This window comes from Streptomyces sp. NPDC001351, assembly GCF_042896045.1.
Taxonomy (GTDB): Bacteria; Actinomycetota; Actinomycetes; order Streptomycetales; family Streptomycetaceae; genus Streptomyces.
In genome coordinates this window covers 112,522-130,291 of the sequence record NZ_JBIAWS010000008.1, presented here as the reverse complement: position 1 = coordinate 130,291, position 17,770 = coordinate 112,522, and the positions used below count along the sequence as shown (strand labels likewise).

Annotated in this window: 8 protein-coding genes; all 8 read left to right on the top strand. The window is 63.2% G+C overall.

Annotated elements, in window-relative coordinates; genetic code table 11:
* The first annotated feature begins 5 nt into the window (after positions 1 to 5).
* The 8 genes from dpdE to dpdD are packed head-to-tail and all read left to right on the top strand — an operon-like array spanning position 6 to position 17,720.
* Positions 6 to 3,323, top strand: coding sequence for a protein DpdE (gene dpdE / locus ACFY1U_RS28610; RefSeq protein WP_390696983.1), 3,318 nt, complete (start codon positions 6 to 8; stop codon positions 3,321 to 3,323).
* Entirely contained in the window at positions 3,313 to 5,949 is a 2,637-nt protein-coding gene (gene dpdF, locus ACFY1U_RS28605) for a protein DpdF (protein ID WP_390696982.1), read from the top strand. Before dpdE ends, dpdF begins: the two co-directional genes overlap by 11 nt.
* A complete protein-coding gene (gene dpdG, locus ACFY1U_RS28600; protein ID WP_390696981.1) occupies positions 5,949 to 6,857 on the top strand; it encodes a protein DpdG in 909 nt (302 codons plus the stop codon). Before dpdF ends, dpdG begins: the two co-directional genes overlap by 1 nt.
* Positions 6,850 to 9,978, top strand: a complete 3,129-nt coding sequence (dpdH, locus tag ACFY1U_RS28595; RefSeq protein ID WP_390696980.1) for a protein DpdH — start codon at positions 6,850 to 6,852, stop codon at positions 9,976 to 9,978. The genes dpdG and dpdH overlap by 8 nt, the downstream gene beginning before the upstream one ends.
* Positions 9,975 to 10,661 carry a hypothetical protein gene (locus ACFY1U_RS28590; RefSeq protein WP_390696979.1) on the top strand — a complete coding sequence of 229 codons (687 nt, stop codon included), beginning with the start codon at positions 9,975 to 9,977 and terminating at the stop codon, positions 10,659 to 10,661. Before dpdH ends, ACFY1U_RS28590 begins: the two co-directional genes overlap by 4 nt.
* The gene (gene dpdJ / locus ACFY1U_RS28585; RefSeq protein WP_390696978.1) at positions 10,658 to 15,154 is read left to right on the top strand and encodes a protein DpdJ; all 4,497 of its coding nucleotides are present in this window, start codon (positions 10,658 to 10,660) and stop codon (positions 15,152 to 15,154) included. Before ACFY1U_RS28590 ends, dpdJ begins: the two co-directional genes overlap by 4 nt.
* Complete coding sequence (gene dpdK / locus ACFY1U_RS28580) at positions 15,151 to 15,672, top strand: phospholipase D-like domain-containing protein DpdK (protein WP_385013929.1); 522 nt, start codon at positions 15,151 to 15,153, stop codon at positions 15,670 to 15,672. The genes dpdJ and dpdK overlap by 4 nt, the downstream gene beginning before the upstream one ends.
* Positions 15,669 to 17,720: a protein DpdD gene (gene dpdD / locus ACFY1U_RS28575; protein ID WP_390696977.1), complete on the top strand. Its 2,052-nt coding sequence runs from the start codon at positions 15,669 to 15,671 to the stop codon at positions 17,718 to 17,720. The genes dpdK and dpdD overlap by 4 nt, the downstream gene beginning before the upstream one ends.
* Positions 17,721 to 17,770 lie beyond the last annotated feature (50 nt).

Sequence of the window (17,770 nt, the reverse complement as noted above, 5' to 3'; positions counted from 1 at the left end):
GAAGGATGTCTCTGGACTTCGAAGTCGGGCACCTTGTCACGTTCACAGGAGCGCCCGGAATCGGCCGAGTGGGGGCTGTCGATGGGGGCGCTCTCCGCATCGACTTCTTCGAGTCTGTCGCCGAGCCAGAAGTCGAGTCGCGCACGGTTCCAGCGACTGCATGCCGGCATGCCGTACTCAAGCGAGAGACTCGCGTTTTCTGGCGCAACCCGAACACGGGTGCGTGGCTCGCTGGGCGAGTGCAACTGGCTCAACGCCCCACGTATTTCGTCCACTTCCCCAACACGCAATCCGAGCTGCCGGTGCAGGAGACCGAGCTTCGCGTCCGGTGGGACAAACCCGTGCGTGACCCACTCCAAGTTCTGGTCTCGGGGGGCAACGAGTCCGGCTACTACCACAACACTCGGCTCCCGCTGCTTCACAACCTCATCGGCCAGCGAGCAGCCTGCGCCAGCACACCCGCCCTGCTATCGTCCGCGGTCGAGATCTACCCCCACCAGATCCACGCGGCCCTGACTGTCCTCTCCGATCCGGTCCAGCGGTATCTCCTCGCCGACGAAGTCGGTCTGGGGAAAACCATCCAAGCTAGCTACGTCATTCGCCAGACCTTGATCGACAACCCGAGCGCCCGGATCACGATCATTACCCCGGAGATCTTGCGGCGGCAGTGGCGGAGCGAACTGCACGAGAAGTTCTTCATCAGGGACTTCGTTGACCGCCGCGTGCGGTACTCATCTCACGAGACGCCGGAGAACTGGGACCAGTACCACGACAGCGAACTCGTCGTCGTGGACGAAGCCCACGAACTGGTGCACAACGCTGACAACAATGACCCCCGGTACCGCGAACTGTGCGCCCTGGTCCACGCCGCCCCCAAGCTTCTCCTGCTGTCAGCCACACCGATCACGGCCGGACCGACAGCTCAGTTGGCCCTTCTACACCTCCTCGACCCCGCCCTCTACAGCTGGGAAGACCGGGACGCCTTCGAGCGTCGTCACGAGATGCGTGTGAAGCTCGCAGACCGCGTGTCCGGCCTCGATGAGAAGCTCCCGCCCCTTCTGCCCTCCACGATCGACCGCATCAGGGAAGTCATCCCCGAAGACCCGCTCTTCGAGGACCTGGCCCCGCAAATCCTCGAACTCCTCGACGAGTACGACGAGCTTGCCGATGAAGCGAATGCGCCCGAACTCGCCCTGCGTGTAGAGGCGCTCCGCGCTCACATCAGCGAGACGTACCGGCTCGACCGCCGAGTGATCCGTCACCGCCGAGCCCGCGTCCTGCGTGACGACGAAGACTCCGACCTCGCCCCCTATGCCGTACGCGGTCGAGCCCTCCCCAATCTCCTCGGTGACGGGACGCTGCACTCCATTGCCACGGAGACTGCACGGACCTGGCAGCGTGAAACGTGGGATCGCCTCCTAGACGAGAACCTCGATGAACAACGAACCGCGTACGGTCTCGTTCTCGGCATCCTCGTCTCGCGACTCGGCGGTCCTTCCAACGACTTCCTGGACTCCCTGCGGTGGCGCGTACGCGAAGACGCGCAGGCAGCAGACCGTGCTGGCCTGACGAGCCAGGAGCGCGACCTGCTGGCCGGCCCGCCGCTCCTCACACACGAGTCCACTCTCCTGGAGCGGCTCGAAGCGAAGCTCGAACAGGACCTCCTCAAAGCCGAAGCGGACGAACTCAGTGCCGTCCTCCTGCCCATCGTCGCCCAGAGCGGAAGAATCGCGATCTTCGCGGGAGCCGGTTCGCTCGCATCGAATCTGGCCGCAGAACTGCAGCAGCGCCTCCCCGACGTGCTCGTTGCCGAGCACACCCGTCACGCCGGATCGGAAGCGTCACACAAGGCCGTAGAGGCGTGGCGGGCTCCCTACCCGAAGAACCCTCGGGCTGCTCGTGGGGCTGAGAAGCTGCCTCGCGTACTCGTCATGGACGACTCGGCTGACGACGGCCTGAACCTGCAAACCGCCAACACAGCGATACACCTGCGGCTTCCCTGGTCACCGAACCGTCTGGAGCAACGACTCGGCCGCTTCGACCGATACCCCGACTTCGAGGAGACCGGGCAGGACCCCGCCACGCAGTTCGTCCTTGCCGAAACCGACGAGTTCACCGGGGCCTGGCAGGCTCTACTGAAAGACGGCTACCAGATCTTCTCCGGGTCGGTTTCCACCCTGCAGGACGCCATTGCAAGGGATCTCGCGGGCGTATGGTGCACCGCCCTCGTTGAAGGACCGGACGGACTGACCAACTCATCGCCACACATCGCGTCCCAGTTGAAGGACGCGCAGGCTGCCATCGCCAAATTCGAACGAGTCGAGGCAGTCCACGAGTCCGCCACCTACCAGACAGACGTTGCCGCCGAAATCGCAAAATTCGAGCAGCCGCGCCGCAAGATCGAAGATGCCCTGCTCAACTATGCCGGCGACGGATCCTCCGGCATCAAGCTGCCACACTGGACACGCTCGGTGAACGGCTGCATCCGCCACAAATTCAACCTCGAAGCCCAGCCGCTGGTCTCCCCGCACCTCTACCAGAGGCTGAAGACCAAAGTGCCGGCCGAAGCCGCTGAAGCCACGTTCTTCCGCGCTGACGCACTGCGCTCCTCCGGCACCCGTCTCTTCCGGATCGGCAACCCGCTCGTCGACATGCTGGCCTCCGTCATCTACACCGATGACCGAGGCCAGGCCACGGCCTTCTGGAGACTCGACCCCAACCACCGGGGCGAACTGGAGCCCTACTTCGGCTTCGACTTCGTGGTGGAAGCCGACATCACCGGTGCCATGGCGCTGATCCACGAAGTTGACGCGGAGAAGGCACGTCCCGCACTGCGCCGACAGGCAGACCGGATCCTTTCCCCCTTCGCTCTCAAAGTCTGGGTTGCTGCGGGCAGCACGAAGGCCGTCACCAACGAGCAGACCCTCAGGTGGTTGGAGAAGCCCTACGACAACAACAAGGACCACAACTACAACGCCAAGCTGATCCGCGAACTCACCGACATCTTCGGAGGTTGGAGCTACTACGCCGCCGCAGCAGAGTCGGCCAACGCAGTGGCCCTTCAAGAGCTTGAGCGCGTAACGGATCTCCCAGCCCGATGCGCTCGCGCCCAGGAGTCGGCTCGCCGACGTCTCGCCGTAGCCGCAGCCCAGGCCAAGTCCCGTGGGGCTGCCGAACACCTACTGGGAGACACCAAGAGCTACATGACGGACGTGTCCGTCGCAGATGCCCTTGTCGACGGCCTCAACAAGCCGACCATGCAACTCGTCGCGGCCACATGCATCGTGAAGAGCGGGTACAGGAGAGTGCGGCATGAGTCGTGACGCACACAGCACCGCACGTCGTGAAACTGTCCCAGCCGTCGACAGTTGGACCGGAGCCGACGAACTTCTGCGTGCCTGGCCCTCGGTCCCGCTCATGGACAACAGCCAAGGCACCCTCCGGCGCCTCCGGGACGCACTTGCTGGCCTGGACAACGGATCGTCCGGCTGGAGAGATGTGGCAACCCTCATCCGTCAGGTGCTGCTTGAGGCCCAGTTCCGCAAGATCAACAGGGGTCTGGTCGTTCCCGACCACCCTGTACTGCCCTCACAGGAACAGTGGTCCCAACTGCACTGTGATGCGTTCCTGCACGAGCGGGGCTGGTACGTCACCGCGAAGTTCTGGCACCCGCCGGTGGACGAGAACGATGCAGCGGCAGCAGCTCGCGAGGATCTGCGACAGGTGTACCTAGGGGCAGAGGCCGAACACCACCGCCGGCTTGAGTCCTTCCCCGCGGACCCATTCTGGACTGCGGCCCTGGGCACCATGCACGAGCAGTACTTGTCCTTTGGCCAACGACAGGCCGCGCGAGCGGTCGCGCTCGCCCAAGCGGGCAGCACAGTGATCATCTGTTTGCCTACTGGCCACGGCAAGACCGCTGTCATCCAGGCACCAGCACTGCTCGCGAGCCGAAGCGCCGGCGTCTCGGTCGTAGTCGTCCCCACAGTCGTCCTCGCCCTCGACATGGAGCGCCGTACCCGTCCTCTATTGGAGGCCTATGGGCGACCCAGCCCAACAGGACGCTACGCCTATGTCGGTGGCCTGCCTGAGGACGTCAAGCGGCAGATGTGCGAAGACATCCGCACAGGACAGCAGCGCCTGGTGTTCACCTCGCCCGAGGCTCTCGTCAGCAGCCTGCGCAAGCCACTTGAAGATGCCGCGGCAGCCGGTCTGCTCAAGTACTTCGTCATCGACGAGGCTCATCTCGTGGAACAGTGGGGCAACGGCTTCCGACCCGAGTTCCAGACGATGTCCAGCCATCGGCGTACTTGGTTGAGCAAGGCTCCCCAGGGTCTGGCACCGGTCACAGTAGCCATGAGTGCCACCCTGACCACGCAGCAGGTCAACACGCTTGAGGAACTTTTCGCAGGACCAGACGAAGCTCAGATCGTCTGGGCTTCCCAACTTCGACACGAGCCCGCCTACTACATCCGTAAATCCGTGACGGAAAGGGGCCGCCAGGACGCAATCCTTGAGGCAGTGTCGCTGATGCCGAAACCCATGGCCCTGTATGTCTCCACGGTGTCAGATGCAAAGGAGTGGGTGAGGCGGCTTCAGGCGGCTGGCTTTCGTCGGGTGACTCAAGTGACGGGTCATTCAAGTGATCAGGATCGCCGCGGTGCTGTTGAGGGCTGGGGAGGAAAATCTACCGAAAGTAACAGAAACGTACCCACCCGGTATGACATTGTCGTGGGCACCTCGGCGTTCGGGTTGGGCGTTGATCTGCCAGACGTTCGATCGGTACTCCACGCATGCCTGCCCGAAACCGTCGACCGGTATTACCAAGAGGTTGGCCGAGGCGGGCGCGACGGAAACCCGTCCATCGCCTACATGGTCACAGCTCCTGGAGACCGCGGCGTCGCTGAAACTCTCGGCAGCGAACCCGTCATCAGTTCTGACAAGGCGTGGAAACGCTGGGACGCCATGTTCCGGCGCGAACAACAACTCGGCGGCAACCGCTACCGACTTGACCTGGACTCCCGCCCCAGTCACGTCAGCGAGGACTCCGAAACGAACCGATCGTGGAATGTCCGCGTGCTAAATCTTATGGTTCGCGCCAAGCTGATCGAGCTCCACGTACCTCAACCACCTCGACGCGAGGAGGGAGAGCTCGAATCCACCTGGGAGGAGCGGGTGGATGAATTCAGGAAGCGCATCGGAATCCAGGCAGAAGTCACCATCAAGGATCCCCAAGTTAACGCCAAGGAGCGTTTCTCATCACGCTTCGAGGCGCAGCGGCAAGAACTTCTGGATGAGCAGAAGAAATCTCTCACAGGTCTCGAAGAGGCACTCGGAGGAAGCCGGTGCATCGGTGACGCCCTTGGGGAGTACTACCGCCTGCGCCGAGGACGAGCCTCCCTCCCCACCCGCGTCACCTGTCGTGGCTGCCCGAACTGCAGGGCAACTGGAGGCCCAGACAAGTCAGGCTTCTACCGACTCGCCGGTGAGCCTCGGCCGTGGCTGCGCTTCCCTGTATCGCCCGCCAGCGACCCACTGGCCCGATACCGTGACGGCCTCTCCTGTTTGAGCTTGTGGTGGGAGGACGATCAAGAACACCATCTCTACGTCCCTCGCCTGCTGGAGCGACTAGTCCGGCGAGGCATGACCATCGTTGGCGGCCCCGGTATAACAACACGGTGCCGGGACGTACTGCACAAGGCAGCACGTACACACCCTGTTGTGCTGGACGAGGATGCAGAGTTGCTGAAGTCGTGGGCCGGCCCCGTGGTGTGGATCCTGGACGATTCTCCCTCGCTGGACTACGACACCGCCGCGCGGTTCAGTTCGGAGGATGTCACGTACCTCCTCCATCCACGCCACACTCGTCACCCAGACCGGACCAATGACCCGCTGATCGATATTCACCGCGCCAAACTCCCGGTCTTCCGCGCCTTGGAGGAACTCTGATGACGCTCCTAAACGTAGGTGCAGCCCTGCCCTCTCAAGCATGGGCACTTGTAAGGCTGCTCGCCTACATGGAGAAGGCAGTGCCATTGGAGGAGGCACGCTCGCTGCTGTCCCCGCCTCCGATTCGCGGTGATAGGTCACAAGACAGGCCGCCCTTCGACAAAGCGGTGAGCACGCTTGAAGAGTTGGGCCTGATTCAATTCGAGGGGGAAGATCAGCAACTTTCTCTGACTGGCACGGCTTCGGAACTCGACGGACAGGACGTATCAGCGTTCACGTCAGCACTCCGTCGGGCGGCACTCGACCCTGCCAAGAACACCTCGCTCGGCGAATCCTCCGACCAGACTGGGCCTCGCGACCTGACTCGCGCCCTGGCCTGGCTGCTCTCTCTCGATCCAACAGAGCCCATGGACTGGTACCGGGTGCAAAGGGAACAGAGAGAAGCTCTGCGGCCAGAAGCAGGTCCCCCCTTCACCAACGAGACCCGGTGGCTTCGCTTCAACTACTGGGCGCCCGCCTTGGGACTGGCGGCAGCGCCACTCTTCCAAGCCGAGGACAGCACAAGCAACAGGCTCGTTTCTGATTGCACTGTCGCTGTGCGACAAACGCTCTCCGAACTACAGCAGACCGACGTGAGAATGAATGCTGTTGAAGTCCTTCGAATCCTTCGAGAAAGGCTTCCTGTACTGCCAGGCGGCGCACACTCACGGGCCGTAGGGCTCCGGTCTCCGGGAGACGCAACGGCCGGCGTGGCGCTCTCCTTCGCCCTCCTGCGCGGTGAAGACGAGAACTGGCTGCGTCTTGAACACGACGACGACGCACAACATGTGCTTCAGATCGACGATCAAGACAGGTCATCTGCCCGACCGGTCAGCGCCATCACGATCTTGGAGGCCGTCAATGGCTGACTTCCGCGGCATGCTCTGCTGGGACCCAGCAACCGCCTCTGCCACGATCAACACCGAGGCCATCAGCCCGCACCGGTCCGTCTTTCTTGCTACGCACGCGCCCCTGCGCATCACGCGCGCACTGGTCTCGGCGGACAGGCAAGTCCAGCCGCTCGGGGATCGGATCGATGAATGGTCAGTACTCAACGACTTCCTCACGAAGAAGTCGGACTCCGGCGCCCTCCTCATGCTTGTCCTCGGAGACTCAGGGGCCGGTAAGTCGCATCTCGTCCGATGGGTTCGCGAGCAGATTCCAACGGTCGCTCACGATTCGGACGCCCATGAGGTCATCTACCTCGAACGTTCTATGACCAGTCTGAAGGCCGTGGTCAAGGCTCTTATAGCTAAGGCAGAGAGCCGCGAACTGGAGCAGCTCAGAGTAGATATCGACAGGTTCACTACCGAGATCGACCATGAGTCGCTCGGTCGTCGCATCCTCAATGAATTGAGCGAGCTTCTATCAGCCACACCGCCGAAGGAAATCCCTGGACCTGGACGAGTCCTTGCTGGCCCTGGACGGCTGGCTGCGATGCTGCACGACCCGTTCATCCGGCAGCACATGTTGTCGGAAGGGAAGTTTGTTCCGCGGCTAGCTGCTCAACTCCTCAAAGACCGACGTAGCGGCGAAGGTGAACGCCCCGAGAGCTTCACCATTGAGGACTTGCCACTTGATGTCGACTACGACAATGCCGCTTCCGATATGGTTGCCCGCCTGCTTAACCAACTCGCCACGCGAGAAGATCTTCAGACCACAGCTGTGGAGCTTCTCAATGGCCACTTGGAAGCAGCCGTCAAGAAAGCTGCCAATCTTGGTGCGGGCCGCCTCCTAGACGCGATGATGCAGGTTCGCGCGGCGTATCAACGGCTCGGCAAGGAGATCATCCTCCTCATCGAGGACTTTGCCCTCATCCAGGGAGTTCAACAAGATCTCCTCGACGCAGTGATCGAGGCGGCGAATCGGGACGGAAACACCGCGCTGGCTCCGATCCGTACCCTCATGGCTGTCACGCCAGGCTACATGGCGCAACTCCCGGAAACAGTACTTACTCGCATCCGGGCTACCGCTGGCCATGTCTACAACTTGGATGTTCCCTTCAGCGAGACCGACACCGGAAGCCAGGAAATTTCCTCTTTCGTCGGTCGTTACCTCAATGCTGCTCGCGTCGGTAGAGAGGCTCTGGAGACTGCACGCGACGAGGAGACGCCAAACGCGTGCGAAGGTTGTCCACTGCAGGAGCGGTGCCACGACGCCTTCGGTGTCACGCCGGAGGGATACGGCCTGTATCCCTTCAACTCACCTGCTCTCGTCAGGACGGTCCACTCCACCGCTGACTCGACGAAACCATGGTCCTTTGTGCCCAGGGCCGTTCTCGGCAGCGTTGTGCGACCTGTTCTGATTGACCACGCCGAATCTATTAGGCGCGGAGAATTTCCCGACTCGGAATTTCGACGCCGCTTCAAGACAGCCAGCATCGATAAACCATTGAGTCGGGATGTCCACGCCTTTGTCGACGACAATGACCGTGTCGACGCTGAACGTCGAAAGACCCTTCTACTGTTTTGGGGCGACGCGCCCGAGGATGCTAATGCGATCGATGGAACAATCCTCGAAGCATTCTCCATTGCCGCCCTGGACGGCAAATCGCGACGGATCCCCGCGGTGGCCCCCGAAACTTCTACGCAAGATCGGAAGGTGGACTCTCCGAGAAACGAACCCAACCAGAACCTCGGGGTAGACGGCATGCCCCGATCCCTAAAAAGGAAACTGGATACCGTTAGGGATTGGCTTACCAAGGAAGAGATCCTAGACAGCACCACCGCACTCAACATCCGCACCATCATTGCAACCGCCGTGCTACAGCGATACCGGTGGGAATCACCGCTGATGCATGAGCAAGGAAAGCGGATCACGGACAAGGCATGGCCCAAGAATGCAACAGTGGTGTCAGTGACTGGGGCAGACGAGCGTCTTCCCGGTGTAGCCGACGCCCCCATCAGGTTCGCGCGCACGGCCAAAGACAGCTACTTCTTCGAGAGTCTGCTGTGCGCAGAGGCAGGTAAGGGACACGTCAGGAGCACGGACATCCGGCGCCTCGCCACCTATGCGGAACAGTACGCGCCGGCCCTCACCATGCGCGTCCAACGGCATCTAGAGATCTCCGACGAGCAGTTGGTGCTCGGCCTACGCGCTTCCCTACTCGGTGCGATGCTTGCCGGCCATGCGTACCCCGGGATGGATACCACTGCCCTACTCGCAGCCGCCCTGAACGACGGCCACGGGTGGACCCGACAAGACACCGCACTCCGGACACGGCAGTGGAACGACATCTTGAAGCGCCACCTGGATGGCCGCTCTGCTCTCGTCGAGCAGTTGCGGGACGCTGTAGGCATCGCCCAGGGAGCGAGCGGGGCCGTCAGGATGATCGACGCGGCCCGGATACTGCCTCTGCTCAAGCAAGCGGCAACTCAGTGGGAATGGACGCTCGACAAGACGCAGGTTCCATCTTGGGCCCACAAGGCCGTGACCGGCTTCGCTTCACTCTCGACTCTGGTGGACGAGCAACTGGCCCAACTCAAGGAACAACTGGAAGGGATCCGCTGCCGCCACCCCCGCGGCACCAACAGCGCACACACCCTCTCTGCAATCGAGGGCGCTCTCACCGCCGCTAAGGAGGTAGGTGGGTTGATGCCTCTCGGGACGGAGCGGACACTCCATTTCGAAGAACTCCTTGAGCGGGGCAAGCAGGCCGACTGGAGCGCCGTCTCGCAACTGGAAGACGACCTCACCCGGGCCTCTGATGACAGTCGGACTGATCAGGTCCGACACATCGCACGTTTTACAGCGGCAGCGCACGATCGCGGCACAGCCATCCAGGACGTCCTCTCCCTTCTCGCCGAGAGCGAATCGTGGCTTGAAGCCGCTTTGAGGAGGGCTGAAGCACGCGCGGGCACGACTGCGGTGGACAGCGTGTCTCTCGCTATGCAAACCGTCCTCGGTGAATGGAATGAGGTGGCACGGCTTGCCACTGTCGGACCGAAGTTGAACGAGACTTCCGCAGTGCCCAAGGAGGAGACCGAGTGACCCAGAGACCGGTATACGAAATGGCGCTGCAACTTCAGGACCGCGCACGGCAGTTGGCCGAAGGCGAGGCCGGTGAGAAGGAAGCAGCACGGGTCTCGTCGCGCATCACTGAATTGAGTGCACGCCTGGCGGAGCTTCGCAAGGAAGTGGCAGTGGCGCTCGCATTGAAAGAACAGGGCGCACCAATAGGACCCAGCCTCTCGGCTGCCAGCGACGGGCTGGAGCCATTCACACGCCGAGCACAGAACGGGTGGCCTGGTGACCAGGCGTTCAATACCGCCAAGCGGAAGGTTCAGGCCGCGGCCGACGCCCTCAGGGATGAGAACCTCACAGCCTGGTCAGAGTGGTCCGCACGGCAACTCGCTTCGCTACCTCTTGCTCGCATCCCAATGCTGCCCCCGCAGGAGCAAGCCTCAGCCCGTTCGCGTCGCACCGATCTTGAGAGGGCTGCTTCCGCCAAAGCCATCGCCACCGGGGACATCACGCTGTTCGTGACTAGGTGCGAGGCTCTCGCGGAGTCACTGCGCGATGCAAAGGAGCCTCCGGCCGAGTTGCTCGCGCTCCTCGAACGCCTCGACAGTCGGCCCGCGCCGACACTCCTCGACATCACGGATCAGGAAATCGCCCTCCTGCGCGAATTCGCCATGGACGGCCAGGTCACACTGACAAGGAAGGGCGCGTGACACAGCTTTTCGATCAAGGTTTCGCCAATGCGCTCCTTAACCGGCTCGAAGATCGCGAACTCCCACTGCTCTCATGGGGTGTGACGGAAGGCTCGCTTTCCGAGGCCGAGGTTCTGGAGACCATCGACGAACTATTTCTCACACGGCAAGACGCACCATCCGGCGCCTCACCTGACGAGGTTCTTGAGGAGTGCCTCGAGCGAGCCCTGCTCCTCGAGGTGCCGGTCCCCGTCATCTCTCCACCGCGGTACCGCACCCGCATGGCGGAGACCTTGAGGCTGACAGCTGGGCTTCGGCAACTCTTTGTACGTGGCGGTTGGTCCTCGACACCGGAACGAGGCTGGTGGCGGCAGCAGAAGCGACTGGTTGCCGACTACCGGCTCCACGTTGCCCCACGCCGCTACCCCCGCCGTGACATCCCTGCGGATGGCGCCCTGGCCGAGCTGGCCAATCTTGATCACTGGCGCGACCTCCAGCACTCTGTTGCAGCGGCCCACGTCGGGAGCTACAAGCTGGCACGCTTCCAGTTGAAAGCGACCCGTGCTGTATTTGCGGCGCTTGGCGGTCGACGCTCAGCGGGAATCATCGTCGGCGCTGGCACAGGTAGCGGCAAGACGCTCGCCTTCTATCTGCCGGCGTTCGCCGCCATGGCGGAGCACGCACGCCCAGGCACAAAATCGCGCGTGCATACCCTCGCGCTCTACCCAAGGCTGGAGCTGCTTCGCGATCAACTGCGAGAAGCGGTTCGCGCGGCTGAAGGCGTAGAGCCTGCCCTGCGTGCTCAAGGACGCCGTCCCCTGCGAATCGGCGCGCTCTATGGCAGCACGCCATGGAACATCAACGATCCTAAGTTGCAGCCCGGGAGCCAGGCTCGCGGAGCCTGGGCCCGAACCGTAGACGGGGCCATCTGCCCGTACCTGCCCTGCCCCAACCTCGATTGCGGGACGGGTGACCTGGTGTGGTCAGACAATGACCGGCTCCAGCGCCGCGAACGGCTCACCTGCACGAAGTGCGGCTACACGATCAAGGATGGTTGCCTGGCACTGACGCGAGACTCGCTGAAGGACAAGGAGCCTGACCTCCTCTTCACGACCACGGAAACGCTCAACGAGGCCAGCGGTAATAGCAACCTTGAGCGGCTGCTTGGTTGGTGCGGCGGCAACCCGGGCCCCGCCCTTGTCTTGCTCGACGAGGTGCACACCTACACCGGTGTGCACGGTGCGCAGGTCGCCCTCCTCCTCCGCCGCTGGCGGAATGCAGTCGATCGCCCCGTCACCTTCGTCGGGCTGAGCGCCACACTGCGAGACGCCAAGCACTTCTTCGCGCAACTCACGGGTCTGCGTCCAGGCGACATCGAGTCGATCGAGCCGGCCGAAGCTGAGTTGGAGGCCGAAGGCCGCGAATACGCCATCGCTCTCCGCGGAGACCCCGTCGCCGGGGCGAGCCTGCTGTCGGCGTCGATCCAGACAGCGATGCTCTACGGGCGGGTGCTGGACCTTGAAAGCGACCGCTTCCTATACGGTTCCAAGGGCTTTCTGTTCACCGATGACCTCGACGTCACCAACCGCTTCTTCGACGACCTCCGTGATGCCGAAGGGGGCCAGACTCGGACCGGCCGTCGTAACGGTTGGGACCCCGTGCTCGCAGGCCTTCGCTCCCCGGATCGAGACGAGCACGGTGCCCGGTACCGCGACGGGCAGTCCTGGGATCTCGTCGAAAAGATCGGCCACGACCTCGATCCCAGCCTCCGCCTCCATCACTTGCGCATCGGTCGTACGTCATCGCAGGACGCGGGCGTCGACCACGATGCGGACCTCACAGTGGCCACTGCTTCGCTGGAAGTCGGTTTCAACGACCCACGCGTCGGCTTGGTCTTGCAGCACAAGGCACCTCGGGATGCCGCCGCGTTCATCCAGCGCCGCGGTCGGGCCGGACGTCAGCGCGGGACTCGTCCCATCACGGTCGTCACGCTGTCCGACTACGGTCGTGACCGCCTTGCGTACCAGGCATACGAAACCCTATTCGCCCCAGAGGTTCCGGCCCGAACACTGCCCGTGGGTAACCGGTTCGTCCTGAAGATCCAAGGTGCGCAGGCTCTTCTAGACTGGACGGCCCGTAAACTTCGCCGTCGGAACCCATGGGCCGACCCCCGAAAGCTGCTGGAGGCCCCATACAGCAATGCCAAGCAGAAGCGGGATCCGGCATCCGAAGACCTGCTCGCAGACCTGCTCCAGGCGCTCCTCGACGATTCCGGACTCCAGGATGACCTTGCCAACCATTTGGTGAGAGCTCTCCAGATCAGCGCAGATGAAGCTCAGACACTGCTATGGGAGCAGCCCCGCTCGCTACTCCTAGCCGTAGTACCGACAGCCCTGCGTCGTTTGCGGAGCCGATGGCACCCGCTGCGTGAAGACTCGGGGGCAAGGGAAGGCGCTCTGCTACCAGAGTTCGTCACCCAGTCGCTGTTCGCGCCTCTGAATCTGCCAGAGGTGGACCTACTGCTTCCGTTCTCCGAGGGCGACAGCGTCGAGCAGTTGCCCATCGCCCGGGCTCTGCGCGAGGCGGTTCCGGGGCGGGTCAGCCGCCGCTATGGTTACCGTCGCGACGAGCACCGGACGTGGCTTCCGCTGCCTCCCGACGGTATGGACGCCCTGCCGCTCACTGAAATCGTCCGCGGTCACGATCCCGAGGGGACGTGGCACCCTCACGGACAAGACGCCTCTGTTGAGGTCTTCCGTCCGCATCAGCTCATCCTCGATCAGCCTCCGCAGGAGATTGACACCCGATCTCAAGGCATTCCTCGATGGGGCACGCAGATCGTTGCCTCCCAGGACGTGCCGCTGAGCCCGGCAGCTGTTCCCTACCCATCTCTGTGGTCTCAGCGCGTCGTGTCGGTGAATTTTGCGACGCACGCCGGCGGCAACCCCGTCGAGGTTCGACGTATGACGATGGGTGCAGACTGCGAGGTCGTTCGTAAGCGCGGCGGAAGTGAGAAGCGAACCGTTCGCTACGAAGTGAACGGTCAGCCAGCGGCCCTCGGGTTCCGGCTAGATGTCGATGCGTTCCACGTCAGGCTGCGGCCGCTGGACCTCGCGGATCCCGCTATCCGTGCGTATCTCTCCCGTCCTCAATGGCGGTCGCTGGCGTTTTCGCAGGCAGTCTCTGAAGATCCAACACTCGCCGAAATCACGAACACCTTCCAGCGCGAGTGGCTGGCCCAGGTTTATCTGACCGCGTTCGCCTTGGCCGGCCTCGACGGTATGCGTACCGGCGAGCAGGTGCGGGCTTCACTCGCCCATGGAGCATGGAGTCGTAATCTCGCTGAGATCTTCAAAGTCCTCTACCGGGACAACAGCGACTCCGAACAGCCCGTGGACGGTGATCGTCTCGTCGCTGCCCTCCTGGAGTTGTCCCGCGACAATCGTGTGATCGCCGCCCTCGACAGGGCCGGGGAACTCCTGGTGGCACCCGACGTGGCTGTGCTGACCGAAGAACTGGCCCAGCGGGCGTACCGAGACACCCTTGCCGCTGCAATAGCCAGCGCGGTGCAGCGTGCCTGCCCCGATGCTCAGGAAGGCGACCTGATCGTCGACGTGCTCCCCGGAGACGGCCCGGACGACCCGGCTACTGTGTGGCTGAGTGAGACGTCCATCGGGGGCCTGGGCGTCGTCGAGCACCTCGTGCACTACTACACCGAAGACCCACGCCGCTTCTGGGGGCTGGTTGCCAGCGCGCTGGCCCCCAGCGATTACGAGTACGTCGACGCGACGCTGACTCGTCTCCTACAGCACCTCATTCAGGAACCCGGCGGCGAGGCCGCCGACGCGATAAGGGCTCTGCGCGGTGCTGATGATTCGACGGCAGCGGCTTCTGCGCTCCAACGGCTTCGCTCAGCTTGGGCGCGTCTGGACGGTCCGCCCAGGCGCACGGCGGTGTCGGCCATGTCGACTCGGCTCCTGCGTCCGGGTTCAAGCCCCGATACAGACGCGGTGGCGCTAGGCCTCGTCGACGCCTGGAACGAGTTGGAACGCCGACTCGGGGTCGAGGTCGACGCCCGCGTTGTGGCGTACGCAGCCGGGAAGGGCCGCCTCTCGTTGCCCAGTTCGCAGGTAACCGCGGACCAGGCGTTCAGCCTGCTTTGGCCTCGCGGACGACAGGCCCGAACCCAAGATCTCCAGCACTATCAGCCCTACGTAGGGCTGCCAGTGCTTGACCGGCTGCTCGTGCAGGTCGCGCACGACGAGCGCATCGCGCAGATCGACGTAACCGAGACCGACTGGGCCCTGACGTATCAGAAAGCGATGTCAGAAGGCGCTGCGGTACATCTCGTGTGTCCCGCGTGCGAAGGCTCAGCGATGGCACAGGCTCTCGTTCGCGTGCCCGCCCTGCCAGTGGACCGGGACGTCCTGCGGGTGTACGGCGAGGTCCGCGGCTTCGCCCGCCAAGGCGATCAACTTCAAGTGCGAGTGGAACTTCGGGAGGCAGCGCAGTGAGCGTCCTGGAACGGACCGTCCGCATCGGTGCGGGTACGGGGCTTCGGGTCGATGCGATGCTGTCGTCCGCTTTGATCGCCGAAGTGGTGAACCCAAGCAACGAGATCTGGCTGGTTTCGCCGTGGATCACTGATATCCAGGTTCTGGACAACAGCCAAGGCGCATACGACTCGTTCTTCGGCGATGTGCCTCCGTTGGACTGGCGGTTGTCCGAGGCCCTGATCCAGATCGCGAGCAGAGAGACGCGCGTCCACGTGGTGACGCGACCAGACCCCCACAATGCACTCTTTCTACGGCGACTGGAGTCGTCAACGGAGCGCGACTTCATCCGCATCGTGCTGAACCCAGATGTGCATGAGAAGACACTTTGCGGTGACGAATGGATTCTGACCGGATCGATGAACTACACCGTGCGCGGCATGGCGGTGAACGATGAATCGGTCACGTACAAAGTGGGCGGTCCAGAGGCGAGCCAGGCGCGGCTGGACCTGAGGCAGAGGTGGGGTGCCGGCGCGTGAATCAGATCCAGCAGCGTACGCGTGAGCAGTCCGAGCACTTTTTGCAGACGTTCTTCGGGACAGGAAACGGGGTCTGGCCGGACCTCGACCCGGACTACCGGCACGGCCACCGGAGCCTACCCTTCGTGCAGGCGTTTCGGCGCGGCGACGATGCTCCCATCGTGCTGCCCCGCACGTACCCCAGCGGGGATCGTCGGTTCGTGATGTACGTCATCGCGAGAGACACAGTGGACGCGGCGAAGACGGCTGAGTTGATCCGTGCTTTCGCCGGCCCGACGTACATCGCCTACAACCCGTTGTGGGGTCTGCGTCCCGCCGAACTCGACCCCGGCGATCCCATCGAGAAGGCCATCCTGGACCACTTCGGGTCCGGGGTAACCTTCCGGCTCACCACCGGCAAGACCCCTCAGCACCGCACCAGCCTGGCTGACGCACTCCAACTCATGCAGCGAACAGTCGCCAACCGGCCGCCCAGGTTGTGGCGACTCGCCAAGCCCATGGGACGGCTCTTGGCCGAGTTCGACGCGTCGCTGTCAGCAGGTGGCGAGTCGGCATCTCTTGATGTGCTTGAGCAGTTGGCCGCAACTGGTGGCATTACTGCAACCAATCTGGCCAACTTGCATATCAAGAGGCTGGACCGGTTGGGCCGCAGTGCAGATGTACTTGCATTCCCGGGGCTACTGGACATTGTTCGCCAGAAGCCTCCGGCTCCAGTCCGGGAGGCGGTCCTCAACGCCCTCTTTTCGGCCGCGCTGGAGAAGCCGCTTGCGGAGAACGATCTCGACGGAGCCAAGAGCAGTTTGGTCGAGGTCGGCCGGGTAATTCCTGATCTGCTGGCCGGCGACGCCAGTGCGTTCGGGCCGCAGGCTCTGACCGTTCTGCTGCTGGCCGCCAGAATCCGTGGCGACCTGGCGATCCTGCAACGCCTTGCAGCAACCGTGCAGGACAGGGGCCATACGAACGAAATCCCGTCGCTCGTATGGAACCATGTCGCGGAACTACTCGAGCAAGACAAGCCGACCGAGGCCTCAACAGACCCGCTCTCCGAGCCGCAGACGACTGGGGTTGAATCAGCCGTCAAGACGGCGCTTGAGTCTCCGGCACTGATCGAGTCGTGGGTTGATCTGTTGCGGTCGATCGCATCTGGCCACGCCGAGGCCCAGCCAATCCTGGAGGACCGTAGGTGGACGGACTGGCCGAGTCCAGCAACGGACGATGCGGCACTCGCCGAGTTCCTGGACGGCTTGCAGGACCACGAGGCAGACCGGGTGTGGAGCGCGGTTGGTGCCTTCATCGATGCCGTGGGGTATGAGGCCCCCGCAAGGCGGGCAGCCCATGCGTTCATTCGCAACGCGCTGACCTTCGATCGGTTCGGTCCGGGCGATCTCGCGGTCCTCCAGGCGCTGATGGAGATTGCCCTTCGGGCGGCACCGAGCGAGGCGGAGTACCGGGAACTCTTGGAGGAGATTGGGTCGGAGCGGAGCAGGTGGGTGGCTGCCGAGCGAGCAGCGATCGCCCTCGACTTCGTCGACCGTCTCTTCCTTGCGGCATGTCCGAGTGAAGAGGCTCGCAGCAACTTGGCGTATGCACTCTTGGAGCCGCTGTGGCTGCATCAGCAGCGCCTCGACGTAGCCGACTTGGCGTTCGCTCAGCGTCTCTCCCAGGAGCTCAGCATCGAGTTCGCGTGGGAGGCTCCTGCCGGGGATGAGGCTGAGGAGGAGTCGTCGGCCGACATCCCCGCGTTGACACTGCTGCTGTATTCGCTAGATGAAGCAGTCCTTGCTCGCTGTCAAGAAGAGGTCAAGCGATTCGCCCCGGCGGTCAAGGTCGTAACGGCCTCGGATCACGTGGGTTCGCCGCAACTCCGGCAGAAGGCCCGTGCAGCGAATGCGATCGTGCTGGCCACGCGCTGCGCGAAGCATGCCGCAACCGGCTTCATCGATCAGAACGCAGAGACCGAGTACATCGGGTACGCGAACGGCAGCGGTTCGGCCTCGCTTCTGCGTGCGGCCGTCGACATCCTTCGTGCTGTAGCAGCAGGTTCTTGACCGAAGAGTGGCCGCCCAGATCACTGGGCGGCCACCCTTAAAGGAACGTG

What these genes read in the sequence shown, in the direction of transcription:
- dpdE (WP_390696983.1), top strand. Translation starts at nt 6, where the DNA reads ATGTCTCTGGACTTCGAAGTCGGGCACCTTGTCACGTTCACAGGAGCG.
- dpdF (WP_390696982.1), top strand. Translation starts at nt 3,313, where the DNA reads ATGAGTCGTGACGCACACAGCACCGCACGTCGTGAAACTGTCCCAGCC.
- dpdG (WP_390696981.1), top strand. Translation starts at nt 5,949, where the DNA reads ATGACGCTCCTAAACGTAGGTGCAGCCCTGCCCTCTCAAGCATGGGCA.
- dpdH (WP_390696980.1), top strand. Translation starts at nt 6,850, where the DNA reads ATGGCTGACTTCCGCGGCATGCTCTGCTGGGACCCAGCAACCGCCTCT.